This window comes from Bradyrhizobium sp. LTSP849 (assembly GCF_000938255.1).
Taxonomy (GTDB): domain Bacteria; phylum Pseudomonadota; class Alphaproteobacteria; order Rhizobiales; family Xanthobacteraceae; genus Bradyrhizobium.
Genome location: NZ_JYMR01000045.1, coordinates 99,931 through 115,269 on the forward strand (window position 1 = coordinate 99,931; position 15,339 = coordinate 115,269).

General features: G+C 63.3%; 17 protein-coding genes. 7 read left to right on the plus strand and 10 right to left on the minus strand.

What is annotated here, in order from left to right:
• Positions 1–72: 72 nt before the first annotated feature.
• Both leuD and UB31_RS24825 read left to right on the plus strand, forming a co-directional pair.
• The gene (gene leuD, locus UB31_RS24820; protein WP_045012775.1) at positions 73–678 is read left to right on the plus strand and encodes a 3-isopropylmalate dehydratase small subunit; all 606 of its coding nucleotides are present in this window, start codon (positions 73–75) and stop codon (positions 676–678) included.
• An 81-nt stretch (positions 679–759) separates the two neighbouring features.
• A complete protein-coding gene (locus UB31_RS24825; protein WP_045004438.1) occupies positions 760–1,545 on the plus strand; it encodes a glycosyltransferase family 32 protein in 786 nt (261 codons plus the stop codon).
• A 303-nt stretch (positions 1,546–1,848) separates the two neighbouring features.
• Here UB31_RS24825 and UB31_RS24830 read toward each other — a convergent pair whose 3' ends face one another.
• The 3 genes from UB31_RS24830 to UB31_RS24840 form a co-directional block, all read right to left on the minus strand.
• Positions 1,849–2,178, minus strand: a complete 330-nt coding sequence (locus UB31_RS24830) for a hypothetical protein (protein WP_156175543.1) — start codon at positions 2,176–2,178, stop codon at positions 1,849–1,851.
• A 128-nt stretch (positions 2,179–2,306) separates the two neighbouring features.
• Positions 2,307–2,615 (minus strand): barstar family protein, encoded by a 309-nt coding sequence (locus UB31_RS24835; RefSeq protein WP_045004441.1) that lies wholly within the window; start codon positions 2,613–2,615, stop codon positions 2,307–2,309.
• A gap of 34 nt (positions 2,616–2,649) precedes the next feature.
• On the minus strand, positions 2,650–3,531 hold the full coding sequence (locus UB31_RS24840; protein WP_045012776.1) for an HpcH/HpaI aldolase/citrate lyase family protein: 882 nt from the start codon (positions 3,529–3,531) through the stop codon (positions 2,650–2,652).
• Positions 3,532–3,642: 111 nt separating this feature from the next.
• On the opposite strand from UB31_RS24840, the gene UB31_RS24845 reads away from it, so the two are divergent.
• On the plus strand, positions 3,643–4,287 hold the full coding sequence (locus tag UB31_RS24845) for a carbonic anhydrase (protein WP_045004443.1): 645 nt from the start codon (positions 3,643–3,645) through the stop codon (positions 4,285–4,287).
• Between the two features lie 104 nt (positions 4,288–4,391).
• Here the strand turns inward: UB31_RS24845 and UB31_RS24850 are convergent, their stop codons facing one another.
• Complete coding sequence (locus UB31_RS24850; protein WP_045012777.1) at positions 4,392–5,426, minus strand: aspartate-semialdehyde dehydrogenase; 1,035 nt, start codon at positions 5,424–5,426, stop codon at positions 4,392–4,394.
• 116 nt (positions 5,427–5,542) lie between these two features.
• On the opposite strand from UB31_RS24850, the gene UB31_RS24855 reads away from it, so the two are divergent.
• Together UB31_RS24855 and UB31_RS24860 are read left to right on the plus strand one after the other, a co-directional pair.
• Positions 5,543–6,331 carry a hypothetical protein gene (locus tag UB31_RS24855; protein WP_045012778.1) on the plus strand — a complete coding sequence of 263 codons (789 nt, stop codon included), beginning with the start codon at positions 5,543–5,545 and terminating at the stop codon, positions 6,329–6,331.
• A gap of 157 nt (positions 6,332–6,488) precedes the next feature.
• The gene (locus tag UB31_RS24860; protein ID WP_045012779.1) at positions 6,489–6,869 is read left to right on the plus strand and encodes a hypothetical protein; all 381 of its coding nucleotides are present in this window, start codon (positions 6,489–6,491) and stop codon (positions 6,867–6,869) included.
• Between the two features lie 163 nt (positions 6,870–7,032).
• Here the strand turns inward: UB31_RS24860 and UB31_RS24865 are convergent, their stop codons facing one another.
• Together UB31_RS24865 and leuB are read right to left on the minus strand one after the other, a co-directional pair.
• Entirely contained in the window at positions 7,033–7,668 is a 636-nt protein-coding gene (locus UB31_RS24865; RefSeq protein ID WP_045012780.1) for a DapH/DapD/GlmU-related protein, read from the minus strand.
• Between the two features lie 130 nt (positions 7,669–7,798).
• Positions 7,799–8,911 (minus strand): 3-isopropylmalate dehydrogenase, encoded by a 1,113-nt coding sequence (gene leuB, locus UB31_RS24870; protein ID WP_045012781.1) that lies wholly within the window; start codon positions 8,909–8,911, stop codon positions 7,799–7,801.
• 131 nt (positions 8,912–9,042) lie between these two features.
• Here leuB and UB31_RS24875 point away from each other — a divergent pair, with 131 nt between their 5' ends.
• Entirely contained in the window at positions 9,043–10,248 is a 1,206-nt protein-coding gene (locus UB31_RS24875) for a YbfB/YjiJ family MFS transporter (protein WP_045012782.1), read from the plus strand.
• A gap of 99 nt (positions 10,249–10,347) precedes the next feature.
• Here UB31_RS24875 and UB31_RS24880 read toward each other — a convergent pair whose 3' ends face one another.
• The 4 genes from UB31_RS24880 to UB31_RS24895 form a co-directional block, all read right to left on the minus strand.
• Positions 10,348–11,130, minus strand: a complete 783-nt coding sequence (locus UB31_RS24880) for a molybdopterin-binding protein (protein WP_045012783.1) — start codon at positions 11,128–11,130, stop codon at positions 10,348–10,350.
• Between the two features lie 13 nt (positions 11,131–11,143).
• Positions 11,144–11,773 (minus strand): cytochrome b/b6 domain-containing protein, encoded by a 630-nt coding sequence (locus tag UB31_RS24885; RefSeq protein ID WP_045012979.1) that lies wholly within the window; start codon positions 11,771–11,773, stop codon positions 11,144–11,146.
• 177 nt (positions 11,774–11,950) lie between these two features.
• Positions 11,951–12,505, minus strand: a complete 555-nt coding sequence (locus UB31_RS24890; RefSeq protein WP_045004457.1) for a fasciclin domain-containing protein — start codon at positions 12,503–12,505, stop codon at positions 11,951–11,953.
• Positions 12,506–12,868: 363 nt separating this feature from the next.
• The gene (locus UB31_RS24895; protein WP_045012784.1) at positions 12,869–13,630 is read right to left on the minus strand and encodes an SDR family oxidoreductase; all 762 of its coding nucleotides are present in this window, start codon (positions 13,628–13,630) and stop codon (positions 12,869–12,871) included.
• Positions 13,631–13,716: 86 nt separating this feature from the next.
• Between UB31_RS24895 and UB31_RS24900 the strand changes: the two genes are divergently transcribed.
• On the plus strand, positions 13,717–15,246 hold the full coding sequence (locus tag UB31_RS24900) for a malonate--CoA ligase (protein ID WP_045012785.1): 1,530 nt from the start codon (positions 13,717–13,719) through the stop codon (positions 15,244–15,246).
• The last annotated feature ends 93 nt before the right edge of the window (positions 15,247–15,339 follow it).

Sequence of the window (15,339 nt, forward strand, 5' to 3'; positions counted from 1 at the left end):
GAATTCGGCCTAGGATTCGGGCCCCGATCGCGATAAATACGCGGTCCCTAACCACCCTCGGGAAGCGCAACCATGGACAAGTTCACCACGCTGGAAGGCGTCGCGGCGCCGCTGAAGATCATCAATGTCGACACCGACATGATCATTCCGAAGCAGTACCTCAAGACCATCAAGCGCACCGGCCTTGGCAAGGGGCTCTTCTCGGAGCAGCGCTACAAGGACGACGGCAGCGAGAATCCGGATTTCGTGCTCAACCAGCCGGCCTATCGCAAGACGAAGGTACTGGTGGCCGGCGACAATTTCGGCTGCGGCTCGAGCCGCGAGCACGCGCCCTGGGCGCTGCTCGATTTCGGCATCCGCTGCGTGATCTCGACCTCGTTCGGCGACATCTTCTACAACAACTGCTTCAAGAACGGCATTCTGCCGATCCGCGTCTCCCAGGAAGACCTCGACAAGCTGTTCGACGACGCCGAGCGCGGCGCCAACGCGACGCTGACGATCGACCTGCCGAACCAGGAGATCCGCGGTCCCGACGGCGGCACGGTCAAGTTCGAGATCGACCCGTTCCGCAAGCACTGCCTGATCAACGGCCTCGACGACATCGGTCTCACGATGGAGAAGAAGGCCTCGATCGACACCTATGAGGAGAAGCTCAAGCACGAACGCGCCTGGGCCTAAGCTCGACTTTTCGTTCAAGCCCCGGTGCCACGAGCGCCGGGGCTTTTTCTTTGCCCAAAATATCCCGTATAGCTTCCGCCCATGCTGCCCGAGATCGTCACCTTCTGGCATGGCCCGATGGACGCACTGCGCCAGACCTGTCTGCGCTCGCAGCTTGCGGCCGGCCACAAGGTCACGGTCTACAGCTTCGACACGATTCCCGGCCTGCCCGCGGGCGTCGGCAACTCAGATGCCGAGGCGATCCTGCCGCATGCGTTCTCCGAACGGCTGCGGCCGCCGCAGCCGGACGGCAGCTGGCGCGACTGGACCACGCTTCAGTTCAGCGACTTCTTCCGCATGAAGCTGATGGCGAAGAGCCTCGGTCTCTGGCTCGATGCCGACGTACTGCTGCTCAAGCCCGCAACGATCGACCCGGCAAAACCCTACTTCGCCTGGGAGCGGCCGCGTCAGCTCGGCAACTCCGTGATCTATCTGCCGCCCGAGCACGGCATCGTCACCGCGTTCGAAGATCTGATGGAGCAGGAAGAGCTGACGCCAAACTGGCTGTCGCTGCGCCATCGCATCACCTTTGCGATGCGCCGCCTGCGCGGCGGTTCGAACCGCCTCTCGGATATTCGTGTTGCGATCTTCGGGCCGGCGGCGCTGACCGCACTCGCCCGCCGCACCGGCGAATTGCAGAACGCCCTGCCGAAGCAGTCGTTCTACGCCGTGCATGCCGAGCCAAAACTTTTCTTCGATCCCTCGAGCTATCTCGGCCTCGTCACCGACCCCGAGATCATCGGCCTGCACATCTCGCCCAAGGGGCGCGGCGGCGAGAAGCCGATCCCGGGCAGCCTGTATGCTTGGGCGGCGGAGCGGTTTGGTTAGGTCTCTTGCCCCGGACGCAGCGCAGCGCGAAGCGGTGCGATGCTGAGCCGGGGCCCAGTATTGCGGCGAGATGGGTCCCGGCTCTGCGGGGCGGCACTTCGCGCCGCACCGCGTCCGGGACAAGAGAGCATTTTGATCCAGCGCAACGCACATCTGCACCACTGCGCTCTAATTCGGCTCCAATCGCACGCGCCCAATGAAGCTTCGAGTCCTTGGCCGCCTGGCTAAAGCAGCGCCGCGAGATGAACGAGATGGGGCAGCTCGATCGCGCCGACCTCGCGCCGAGCTGAGGTCCAGAGCCTTCTATGTACGGCGGGACTTCAAGCGATCGAAGCACTTCTTCGCGATCGTGTCCGACAACGTCTCTCTGATCGCGCGGCCACGGGCGAGCCTCCAGCCCGCGCGCCAACCATCAAAAAAGCCGATAACGGACGCAACGAGCACGACGATGACCACGCCAAGAGCGATGAGAATCGTGACTGCAATAACGACCGGATTTTGGGTTGTTGAGGTGCTGGGCTCAAGAAACCAACTGAGAGCCGCGGCGAGCAGCAACATCACCATGACGGCCGGCAACGCCATAATTTGATAGGCAAACACAAAAGGAAATGTTGAGGCCATCGCCAGCGACATCGGCCATGCCGAAGAGCGTGTTCGCGGAGCCAGGAACATGAGACCTGCCGCGCACCAAATGATACATGCCACCAGGATCCACATAGCCAGCGCGGACATGTAGAGCACTATCTGCATACATCGGCGCCCTAATTTCCGATCGCAAGACTGACCGCAACGTCCTCACCCGTTCGCGCAAGTCTACGAACACGCGTCCTCTCAACCGCCGATGAAACTGCGCGAATCAAATCTATCACTTCAGGCGCCAGTTTGGTCGCATTCACGACCTTGATCACGTAGGGAGGCTTGAGCGCGTTAATGCCGCCTGCGACCATGGAGTCCACGAAAGCAACCACGTTTGAACCATGCCATTCCGGCGCTCCCAACGCCGCCTTGAGCGCTGACACAAAATCAGGAGGCGTTCTCCAATTGGAAGCGTCGAGCTCTATGGTGCGCATAGCAATACGATCAGCCTCCTCAGTTGGCCGCGCCTCAGCCCTTCCCCATCGCCGCAATCGCATCCGCAATCTCGATCGTGCGCTTTGCCATGTCGGCGTGCAGCCGCTCCACCATTGCGCCGTCGAGCCGGATCGCGCCGCGCGAGACGTTCTCCGGCAATTCGAACGCTGCAATGATCTTTCGGGCGCGCGCGACTTCCTCTTCCGGCGGCGTGAAGATCGCGTTGCAGGCCTCGATCTGCGAGGGGTGGATCAGGGTCTTGCCGTCAAAGCCGAGGTCGCGGCCTTGCGCGCATTCGGTGGCAAAACCGTCCGGATTGTTGATGTCGCTGTAGGGGCCGTCGAGGATTTCGAGGCCGTGGGCGCGCGTCGCCAGGATGCAGTGGGTGATCATCGGGATCATCGCGGCGCGACCGGGCAGCATCTTGATCCGCGTTTCGCGCGAGATGTCATTCGGGCCGAACACGAAGCCTGACAGTCGCGTCTTGGGATCACGACCGGCCTCGGCCAGCTCCTCGGCATGCAGCACCGCGCGCGCGGTCTCGATCATGGCCCAGACTTTTACGGTCGGCGCGGCGCCGAGCTCGGCAAGGCGGCGGCCGATCGTGTCGAGGTCCTCAATGCTTGAGACTTTTGGAACCAGGATGCCATCCGGCGAGGCCTTGGCAGCCATCGCGACGTCATCGGCCCACCAGGGCGTGTCGAGGCCGTTAGTCCGGATCAAGATCTCGCGCTTGCCAAACCCCTTGGCCGCAATCGCGGCGGCGATCTGGTCGCGCGCGACCGCCTTCGCATCGGGGGCGACGGAGTCTTCCAGATCCAGAATCAGCCCGTCGGCGGCGAGATTCTGCGCCTTTTCCAGCGCGCGGGGGTTGGAGCCGGGCATGAACAGGTGGCTGCGGCGCGGGCGGGTCATGCAAGCGTTCCTTCCGGTTTCCTCGTCTCTATTCTGACCGAAGCCGATAGCATCTGGCTTGCCTATTCGAAAGGCTTGTTCGTCCCTCTGGTCTATGGTTAGGCATAGGCCATGATCACATTCCCTGAGCACTTGCTGGAAGGCTACAAGGCCTTCGCCACCCAGCGGCTGCCGACCGAGCAGAGCCGCTATCGCGAGCTGTCGGTGAAGGGGCAGTTCCCGGAAGTGATGGTGATCGGCTGCTGCGACAGCCGCGTCTCGCCCGAAGTGATCTTCGATGTCGGGCCGGGCGAGTTGTTCGTTGTCCGCAACATCGCCAATCTGGTGCCGGTTTATCAGCCCGACGGCAACGCGCATGGCGTCTCGGCCGCGCTGGAATATGCCGTGACGGTGCTGAAGGTGAAGCACATCGTCGTGCTCGGCCACGCGCAATGCGGCGGCATCCGCGCCTTTGTCGACAAGATCGAGCCGCTCACGCCCGGCGATTTCATCGGCAAATGGATGCAGATGTTCATCAAGCCGGGTGAAGTGGTCGAGCAGCGCGAGCGCGAGACCATGGCGCAATTCGTCGAGCGCATCGAGAAGGCCGCGGTGTTCCGCAGCCTGGAAAACCTGATGACGTTCCCGTTCGTGCAGAAGGCCGTGGACTCAGGCCAGATGCAGACCCACGGCGCCTATTTCGGCGTCGCGGAGGGATCGCTGTTCGTGCTGGACAAGGTCGCGAAGGAATTCAAGAGCGTGCGCGACGCGGCGTGAATTCGTAGGGTGGGCAAAGGCGCAACGCGCCGTGCCCACCGTCTTCTTCAATTGAAACGCAGGTGGTGGGCACGCTTCGCTTTGCCCACCCTACGACAGCGGAGTTACGCCGCCTTCTTCTTCGCGCTGATCAGCTTGCGGTTGATCAGGACTTCCGCGATCTGGATCGCGTTGAGTGCGGCACCCTTGCGCAGATTGTCGGACACGCACCACAGCACCAGGCCGTTCTCCACGGTCGCATCCTCGCGAATGCGGCTGATATAGGTGGCGTCCTCGCCGGCTGCTTCATACGGCGTGGCGTAGCCGCCGGGCTCATGCTTGTCGATGACGAGACAGCCGGGCGCCTTGCGCAGGATGTCACGCGCTTCGTCGACGGTGATCGGATTCTCGAACTCGATGTTGACGGCTTCGGAGTGGCCGACGAACACCGGCACGCGCACGCAGGTCGCGGAGAGCTTGATCTTGGGATCAAGAATCTTCTTGGTCTCCATCATCATCTTCCACTCTTCCTTGGTGTAGCCGTCCTCCATGAAGACGTCGATGTGGGGGATGACGTTGAAGGCGATGCGCGCGGGGAATTTCTTGTTGACCAGCTCCTGGTTGGTGTAGACGGCCTTGGTCTGCGAGAACAGTTCGTCCATCGCGTCCTTGCCGGCGCCCGACACCGATTGATAGGTCGAAACCACGACGCGCTTGATGGTCGCCTTGTCATGCAAGGGCTTCAGCGCGACCACGAGCTGCGCGGTCGAGCAGTTCGGGTTGGCGATGATGTTCTTCTTCTTGAAGCCCGCCGCCGCATCCGCGTTCACTTCCGGCACGATCAGCGGCACATCCGGATCCATGCGCCAGGCGGAGGAATTGTCGATCACGACGGTGCCGGCGGCGCCGATCTTCGGCGACCATTCCCTCGACACGTCGCCGCCCGCCGACATCAGGCAGATGTCCACATCGGAGAAATCATAGTGCTCGAGCGCCTTACACTTCAGGGTGCGGTCGCCATAGGAGACCTCGACGCCCAAGCTGCGGCGTGACGCCAATGCCACGACCTCGTCCGCGGGGAATTTGCGCTCATCGAGAATGTTGAGCATTTCCCGTCCGACATTGCCGGTCGCGCCGACGACTGCGACTTTGTAACCCATCGTTCACTCTCCGATGAAAAAGCTCGTTCCTGAAGCTGACGCTTAAACAGGAAGAGCAGCGCTTCTATGCGAGAACCGGCCTCAAGACAACGTTGGACCATGCCCGAAGGCCGTGGATGCAGTCGCCTGAGGCCAGCACGGCCGCAACCCCCACCCAGATCCATCTTGCGCTCGCCAATTTCGCCGACGAGGTCGTCGGTACGCTGGCGCGCCTGTTCCTCTATGTGGGTGTCCTGGTGCTGTTTGCCATCCTTGGCCTTGCTGCGCTCGGCCAGCTGCCGAGCCTGCGAGACGATGAGCCCGCGCAGAAACCGAGCTGGAGCGAGGCCTCCCATTCGCATCCGGCCTTCGCCGTCAGTCGTCCGGATTCATCAGAAAAAACAGCCTCTTACATCATCCTCAGGCACCCCGAAGGCGGCCGCAGGGACGTGATGCGCTGGACCGGCGAGGCCGACAAGCCTGTCGCCGAGCTTGAAATCTACCGGGAAGGTGCCGAATTCGATGTGGCTCGCCCGGCGACCGCGGATTTGGCCGTCCGGATGGGCCTGGACGCAGGTGCCTTGCTTGAGCAGGCTGGCCTGATCGACACGAAATTCGGACCCGTCGTGCTGTTCCGTCCCAGCGCCACGGCGAAGGGGACCCAGGCTTGCCTCGGCTATCTCAAGCGCAATGAGGAGCCCGCGCTCCAGATCTCCGGCTTCTCCTGCCAGGGCGACACGCTGCCCGCCCAGCGCGCGGCGATCGCCTGCACGCTGAACCGGCTGACGCAGCTCGCCTCGGGCAACGACCCGAAGCTGGCGGAATTGTTCGCCCATGCCGAGCTCAAGCGCCGCGCATGCGACCCGGCGGGGTCGTCGGACTGGCTGCTGGGCGCCGCGAACGCGCAATTGCGCGGGGCGCTCTAGATCGCCATCCAGCTCAAGTGGCTGGTTTGCATGCAACTTTTGACCGCACCCCTCATTATTCCGACGTGGTGTGACCCAATAGACCTAGTTGCAGCCACCCCGGCCGGGCTAGTATGGGCGTGAAATCGATTGGCGGCTTGCCGCTGAAGGGGACGTGATGAGCTCGAAATTCTCCGCGACTAATCTGGCGACCTGGCTTGCGGCGGGCGCCGTCATCGCCGTGGCCCTCGCGACGCCGGCTTCGGCCGATACCAAGAAGCCGCGCACTGACGATCGCGGCCGGACCTATTACGGACCGAGCGGTCCCAACGCGGTCTATCAGCAGGGACGCACCCGTCTCTATGTGAGCAAGCGCTCCTGGCTCGACGGCGGCACCGAGGTCAATCCGGGCGACCGCAAGTTCTCCGACTACGCCTTCCCGCCGGCTGTCGGCTATCCGTCGTTCGCCCGCGAGAACAACAATCGCCCGATCGATCGCCAGCCACTCCCCACGCCGGCCGACCTCGGCGGCTATCCGCAGAATTTCCCGCTGTACTGAGGCGGACGCGACCTATCGAATCAAAATGGCCGGGCTCGCGCCCGGCCATTTTTGTTGGCGCCGTAGGGTGGGCAAAGGCGCCCTTGCGCCGTGCCCACGATCTCTCTCGATCGCGAAAAATGCGTGGGCACGCTTGCGCTTTGCCCACCCTACGATTCCTGTTCTACGCGTTGGCCGCCGGGTCATAACGCCTGCAAAATTCCTCGATCGCCTCGGAGCGGAAATCGCCGAGGCGATCGAAGATCAGCTCGTCTGGCCAATCCCACCAGGCAATGCGGCGCAGGCTTGCCGCGACCGAATCGTCAAAGCGCTTGCGGATGGCGCGCGCGGGAACGCCGCCGACAATCGTGTAGGGCTCAACGCTACGGCTGACGACCGCGCCAGCGGCGATCACCGCACCGTCACCGACAGTCACGCCCGGCAGCAGGATTGCGGCATGCCCGATCCAGACATCATTGCCGACGATCACGCGATCACCGCGGCGATCCGCGAAGAAGTCGCGATCGCGGGTCACCGTCGCCTCGTAATATTCCGGAACATAGGTGAAGCGATGCTGCGACGGACGGCCCATCGGATGATTGGGCGCGCCGATCCGCACCGAATTGGCGATGGCCGTGAACTTCCCGATCACTGCGTCGGCGACCTCGCAATTCTCGCCGAGATAGGAGTAGTCGCCAAGCGAGGCATATTCGATGCGCGTATTGGACAGGATTTCGCAACGCCGCCCAATCTGCGCCTCGCGCAGGCGCACCGTTTCATGGATGATGGTTTCCGCGAGTTTGGGGCGGGGTTTATCCATGATGTAGCTCCGAGAGCAGGTGCCGTAGGGTGGGCAAAGGCGCAACGCGCCGTGCCCACCATCTCTATCCAATAGCTTGGAAGTGGTGGGCACGCTTCGCTTTGCCCACCCTACGATTGCGGTGCAAGCCTTACGCGTGCAGCTTCTGCAATTCCTTCAAGATCGCTTCGCCCATCTGCGTGGTCGAGGCGGCTTTGGTGCCTTCCGACTTGATGTCGGCAGTGCGCAGGCCGCTCGCCAGCACGGCGGCGATCGCAGCATCGACCTTGTCGGCGAGCGCGCCCATGTCGAAGGAATAGCGCAGCGCCATGCCGAACGACGAGATCATCGCGATCGGATTGGCGAGGCCCTGGCCTGCGATATCAGGCGCCGAGCCGTGCACGGGCTCGTACAGCGCCTTGCGCTTCTTGCTCTTGACGTCGACCTCGCCGAGCGAGGCCGAGGGCAGCATGCCGAGCGAACCCGTCAGCATCGCCGCGATGTCGGACAGCATGTCGCCGAACAGATTGTCGGTGACGATGACGTCGAACTGCTTCGGCGCCTTCACCAGCATCATGCCGCCGGAATCGGCGAGCTGATGCTCGAGCGTGACATCAGGATATTCGCGCTTGTGGACCTGGGTCATGACCTCGTTCCAGAGCACGCCGGACTTCATGACGTTGCGCTTCTCCATCGACGTCACCTTGTTCTTGCGCTTCCGGGCAAGCTCGAAGGCGACGCGGCCGATGCGCTCGATCTCATAGGTGTCGTAGACTTGGGTATCGATGGCGCGCTTCTGGCCGTTGCCGAGATCGGTGATGGTCTTGGGCTCGCCGAAATAGACGCCGCCGGTGAGCTCGCGCACGATGACGATGTCGAGGCCTTCGACCGCCTCGCGCTTCAGGCTGGAGGCATCGGCCAGCGCCGGATAGCACACGGCCGGACGGAGGTTGGCGAACAAAGCAAGATCCTTGCGCAGGCGCAGCAGGCCGGCTTCAGGGCGCATCTCGTAGGGCACCGCGTCCCATTTCGGACCGCCGACCGCGCCGAAGATGATGGCGTCGGCGGCAAGCGCCTTGGCCATGTCGCCCTCGGAGATCGACACCTTGTGGGCGTCATAGGCAGACCCGCCGACGAGCCCGGTATCGGTCTCGAACTTGGCGATTCCGGCCGTATTGAGCCAGTCGATCAGCCGCTTCACCTCGCCCATCACCTCGGGGCCGATACCGTCACCGGGGAGCAGCAGCAGTTTGTGGGTCGCCATGGTCGTTTCCTCTGAGATCGAATTCGGCGGGAGTGCTAGAGCGGCGTTGCGCGCTTGGCAAGACACCATTGCCGGGGCGCGGCTGTGCAAGGGGAGCGGGGCCTGCCACACTGCGGACGCCGGAGTATCCCTTGCACGCCGCTCAAGACCGCCGTCCCCTCTCTGACGCGCACCCCGCGCGGCTGATCCTGATCTTGTCGCTGGCGGCGACGGTCGGGCTCGGCATCGGCCGCTTTGCCTATGCGCTGGTGCTGCCGGACATGCGGGAGAGCCTCGGCTGGTCCTACTCGGCGGCCGGTTTCATGAACACCATCAACGCCGTCGGCTACCTCTTGGGCGCGCTTGCTGCGTCCCGGCTGATCCGGCGCGTCGGCTGGTCGGCGGCCATCCGCGGCGGAACCCTGGCCTGCCTCGCCGCGCTCGCCACTTGTGCGCTGACCGGGAATTTTGCCGCGCTGAGCCTGGCGCGGCTGGTGCTCGGCATCGGCGCTGCGGCCGGCTTCGTCGCCGGCGGCGCGCTGGCTGCAAACATCGCGCAGTCGCATCCCGAGCGGGCCAATTTCCTGCTCAGCCTGTACTATGCCGGCCCCGGTGTCGGCATCCTCGCCTCCGGGCTGATCGCGCCATTCACGCTGCAATGGTTCGGGCCGGGCTCGTGGTGGATCGTGTGGTGGGCGCTGACGCTGCTCTCGGCCGCGATGACCGTGCCGCTGTTCGTGATCCGCATCGAGAGCACGGCGCGCTTTGCGGAAGCCAGCCGCGCCGCCTTCGCGCTTCCACCGGTGCTGATCTATCTCGCCGCCTATTTCCTGTTTGGCGCGGGCTACATCGCCTACATGACCTTCATGATCGCCTATGTGCGCGACGGCGGCGGCGATGCCACCGCACAGGCCGCGTTCTGGGGCCTGATCGGCGCCAGCGCCTTCGTCACGCCCTGGGTCTGGCGCCGCGTGCTCGCGCTCGATCGCGGTGGCCTGGCGACCGCCATCATCCTCGGCACCAACGCGATCGGCGCCGGCCTGCCGATGCTCGGACATTCGACGGCGTGGCTTGCGGTCTCCGCGGTGGTGTTCGGTGTCGCCTTCTTCGCGGTGGTCAATTCAACCACCGCCTTCGTCCGCTTCAACTATCCGCATGAGGAATGGCCGACCGCGATCGCCGCGATGACGGTGTCGTTCGGCGTCGGGCAGACGTTGGGACCGATCGTGGTCGGTGCGATCACGGACGTGCTGGGGAGTTTGTCCTATGCGCTGAACGTGTCGGCGGCGTTGCTGGCGTTGGGGGCGCTGCTATCGTTGCTTCAACGGAAGGTGGGGCCGAAGGGCTCAGTGCCGTAGGGTGGGCAAAGGCGCGTAGCGCCGTGCCCACCATCGTTCGTCAACGCGATGCAGAATTGGTGGGCACGCTTCGCTTTGCCCACCCTACAAGTTCAGAGCTCAACTCCCACTAAACGAATTATACCCCTGGTCTTCCCAATAGCCGCCCTTGTAGTCGTTGGTGACTTCCATCGACATCACGTATTTCGGGTTCTTGAAGCCGAGCTTGGTCGGCACGCGGATCTTCATCGGGAAGCCGTAGGCGCGGGGCAGGATGTCGTTGGCGTATTTGAACGTCATCTGCGTCTGCGGATGCAGCGCGGTGCGCATGTCGAGCGGTGAGTTGTAGCCGTCCTTGTCGGCGCACTGGAACCAGACATATTTGGCGCGGGTGTCAGCGCCGATCAGTTTTAAGAAATCGCGCAAGGGCGTGCCGGTCCAGCTGCCGATCGCACTCCAGCCTTCGACGCAGATGTGTCGGGTGATTTGCGTGAACTGCGGCAACTTGTACAGCTCCGGAAGCGTCCACGACTTCTTGTTGTCGACGAGGCCGCGCACCTCGAGCTTCCAGGCTTCGCCATCGACCTCGGGCGCGTCGTCGAGATCGTAATAGGCGTTGAACGGGAAGGGTTTTGTGATCGCGCTTTCCGGGAAAGTCGGCGCCAGCGCGTCGGGATTGAAGATGAAGGACTGCACCGCATCGTTGAACTTCGAAATCTTCGCCAACAGGGCGTCGGCTGACGAGGAATCGACCACATCGCAGCCGGTGAGCAAGGTCAGCGCGCCGAGGCTGGCGCCGCCCGCGATGAAGCGGCGGCGGGTGACGTCGGGCATCGTCTTGATGGAGTCCTTGATCAGCAGCCGCTTGTCGACGCCGGGGATCAGGAATGAACGTTTCGTCATGACTTCCTCCCTCTCAGCGACCGATGATCATCGCGCGCAGGCTCTTCGGCACCAGCAGCGCGAGCAGAACGTGAATGACAAGGAAGGCGCAGATCGCGGCCATGCAGAAGAAATGGACGTAGCGCGCGGTCGGATAATCGCCGAACAGCGTCACCAGCCAATGCAGCTGCACGGGCTTCCACATCGACAAGCCCGACAGCACGATCAACACGCCAACCACGATGATGCCGGCATAGAGCACGCGCTGCACAGAATTGTAGACGCTGAGGTCGTCATGGCTGAGCTTGAAGGTCAGCGCCGCCCTGACGTCGTGGATCACGCCCGCCGGCGTGATCGGCAGCAGCTTCTTAGCGAAGCGGCCGGTGGCAAAACCGGTAATGAGATAGGCGAGGCCGTTAACCATCAGCAGCCACATCGCCGCGAAATGCCAGAGCAGGCCGCCGCCGAGCCAACCGCCGAGCGTGTATTCGCGCGGAAAACTGAAGCCGAACAGCGGCGAGGCGTTATAAATCTGCCAGCCCGACAGGATCATCAGGACCATGGCGACCGCGTTGGTCCAGTGCATGACCCGGACCCAGACCGGCTGGATCACTTTGCCCGGAGTAGCCCTGACCTGCTCGTCGGATACGGTGAGGCTCGACATGGTGGTTCCGTCCTGTGAGATCGCGCTGACCATTATACGCCAGCGGCTCGGCGTTCGTTACATCAGCGCTTTCGCGAATCTGGCGCGCAGCTTCTCACAATAAAGCGAGCCGGGGGTACCCCCGACTCGCCTTGCCGTTCTTCCCTGCTCAGGGGGACTAAACAGGGTTCCGCGGTGTTACGTCGCCGGCATCAGCACGGTATCGACCACATGGATCACGCCGTTCGACTGGTTGACGTTGGAGATCGTCACCATCGAGGTGCCGCCCTTGGCATCGACGATCCAGACCTTGCCGTCCTGCTTCTTGACGGTGAGCTCCTCGCCCTCGACGGTCTTCAGCTTCTTGCCGTCGGTGAGGTCGGAGGCTTCGAGCTTGCCGGCCACCACATGGTAGGTGAGGATCTTGGTCAGGGTCGCCTTATTCTCAGGCTTGACCAGGGTGTCGACGGTGCCGGCCGGCAGCTTGCCGAAGGCGGCGTTGGTCGGCGCGAACACCGTGAACGGGCCCTTGCCTTCCAGCGTCGGGACGAGGCCGGCCGCCTTCACCGCTGCCACCAGCGTGGTGTGATCCTTCGAGTTGACCGCGTTCTGGACGATGTTCTTCGACGGGAACATCGCGGCGCCGCCAACCATGACGGTCTTTTCCTCGGCGCGGGCGGGCGCGACGACGGTCGCGGTGATGGCCAGCGCGCTGAAGGCTGCGGCGGTGAGATAGGCAATGCGCTTCGACATGGAGAAACTCCCGATTGAATTGTGACCGGCGATTGCCGGCGTTTGCGTTGGGCAACAACGGCGCCTGCGACAGTTTGACGTGAAGCAGTCACGCGTCGTTGGTCCGAACTACGGGACGGTTTGCGAAGCGGTTTCGGGGAATAACTTATTGTGATGCGTGAAACTATGCGCGGGATGGTGCGTGGGGTGCGCGAGCGCGCCTCACGCTCCACTGTCGTCCCGGCGAAGGCCGGGACCCATACTCCCGAAAAGCAGTCGTAGCGCGAGACAGGTAACCACGAGTCTTCGCCAAACTAATTCCTGTGGTTATGGGTCCCGGCCTTCGCCGGGACGACGAGTTGAGATTGTCGCGCGTGCTAAGACTCAATCCCTGTTGTGCGGCGTCTGAATGAATCCGCGATTATGCGTCGGGCTGATCAGCAGCTCGTTGATGCAGACGCGTGGCGGCATGCTGGCGATGAACGCGATGGTGCGGCCGAGATCCTCGGATTGCAGCATCTTGGCCTGCTCCTCCTCGCTCGGCACCACCGGACGCAGCTTGAGGATCGGCGTCGCCACCTCGCCCGGCATGAGACAGCAGGCGCGCAGGCCGTTGACGCATTCGTCCATGTTGAAGGAATGGGTCAGCGCCAGCACCGCATGCTTGGTGGTGGTGTAGGCCGGGCCCGGCATCTTCGAGACGTGGCGGCCGGCCCAGGACGAGACGTTGATGATCGAGCCGTCCTGCTGTTTGCGCATCGTCGGCAGCACCGCGCGCATGCAATAGAGCACGCCGTTGAGATTGACCTGGACGAGCTTGTCCCAGCCCTCCAGTTCCATGTCCTTCCAGCTCCGCTTGGGGACATTGATGCCGGCGTTGTTCACCAGAAGGTCGATCCGGCCGTGCTTCGCGACGATTTGATCAGCCGTCTTTTGGGCGTCGGCCGCGACCGCCACGTCCAGCGCGATCGCCTCGGCGGTCCCGCCGGCCTTCGTGATCTTCGCCACCACGGTCTCCAGGGCGTCCTTGCGACGACCGGAGACCACCACTGTCCAGCCGTCGGACGCAAGCGCTTCGGCGCCGGCCTCCCCGATCCCGCTGCCGCCGCCCGTGACCCAGGCCACGCGTTTCCCATTTTTGGTCATGCCAACTGTCTCCGTTGCTTCTTCGGGGCGGTTTTTGCTAATCCAGCCCTCGGTTTTGACCGGCTGAGCGGTCGAGGAAATCTTGCATGAACCAAGCTGCCAACGCCAATTTGTTTTCCCGCCTGTTCGACGGCCTGGACAGCCCTGCGCGCCTCGCGATCGAGACCCATGACGGCGCGCATATCAGCTATGGCGATCTGATCGCGCGGGCCGGGCAAATGGCGAATGTGCTGGTCGCGCGCGGCGTCAAGCCTGGCGACCGCGTCGCCGTGCAGGTCGAGAAATCGGTCGCGAATATCGTGCTGTATCTCGCCACGGTGCGGGCCGGCGCGGTCTATCTGCCCCTGAACACCGCCTATACGCTGAACGAGCTCGATTACTTCATCGGCGATGCCGAGCCGTCGCTGGTGGTCTGCGATCCCTCTAAGGCGGAGGGCCTCACCGCCATCGCCGCCAAGGTGAAGGCCAAGGTCGAGACGCTCGGGCCTGACGGCAAAGGCTCGCTGACCGAAGCCGCCGAGAAGGCGAGTAGCGAGTTCGCGACCGTCTTGCGGGCGAACGACGATCTCGCCGCGATCCTCTACACGTCCGGCACCACCGGCCGCTCCAAGGGCGCGATGCTCACCCACGACAATCTGGCGTCGAACTCGCTGAGCCTCGTTGGCTACTGGCGCTTCACCGACAAGGACGTGCTGATCCACGCGCTGCCGATCTACCATACCCACGGCCTGTTCGTGGCGACCAACGTGACGCTGTTTTCGCGCGCGTCGATGATCTTCCTGCCGAAGCTCGATTCAGATCTCATCATCAAGCTGATGGCGCGCGCCACGGTGCTGATGGGCGTTCCGACGTTCTACACGCGCTTGCTGCAAAATCCCGCGCTGTCGCGCGAGACCACGAAGCATATGCGCCTCTTCATCTCGGGCTCGGCACCGCTGCTGGCCGAAACCCATCGCGAATGGTCGGCGCGCACGGGCCACGCGGTGCTCGAGCGCTACGGCATGACCGAGACCAACATGAACACGTCGAACCCGTATGACGGCGAGCGCGTCCCCGGCGCAGTCGGCTTTCCCCTGCCCGGCGTTTCCGTGCGCGTGACCGATCCGGAGACGGGCAAGGAATTGCCGCGCGACGAGATCGGCATGATCGAGGTCAAGGGCCCGAACGTGTTCAAAGGCTATTGGCGCATGCCGGAGAAGACCAAGGCGGAATTCCGCTCCGACGGCTTCTTCATCACCGGCGATCTCGGCAAGATCGACGGCAAGGGCTACATCCACATTCTCGGCCGCGGCAAGGATCTCGTGATCTCCGGCGGCTTCAACGTCTATCCGAAGGAGATCGAGAGCGAGATCGACGCCATGCCCGGCGTGGTCGAATCCGCCGTGATCGGCGTGCCGCATGCCGATTTCGGCGAAGGCGTCACCGCGGTGCTGGTCTGCAGCAAGGGCACCGATGTGACTGAAGCCGCGGTGCTCAAGGCACTCGACGGGCGGCTGGCCAAATTCAAGATGCCCAAGCGGGTCTTCGTCGTCGACGAGCTGCCCCGCAACACCATGGGCAAGGTGCAGAAGAACGTGCTGCGGGATACGTACAAGGATATTTTCGCGAAGAAATAGCGGCGACTTAGCCGCACGACCGCGCCACATCCTCGCAGTCGTCCTGGCGAAAGCCAGGACCCATTGCCCCAGGGAGAAGTTTGGCGCGAAGCT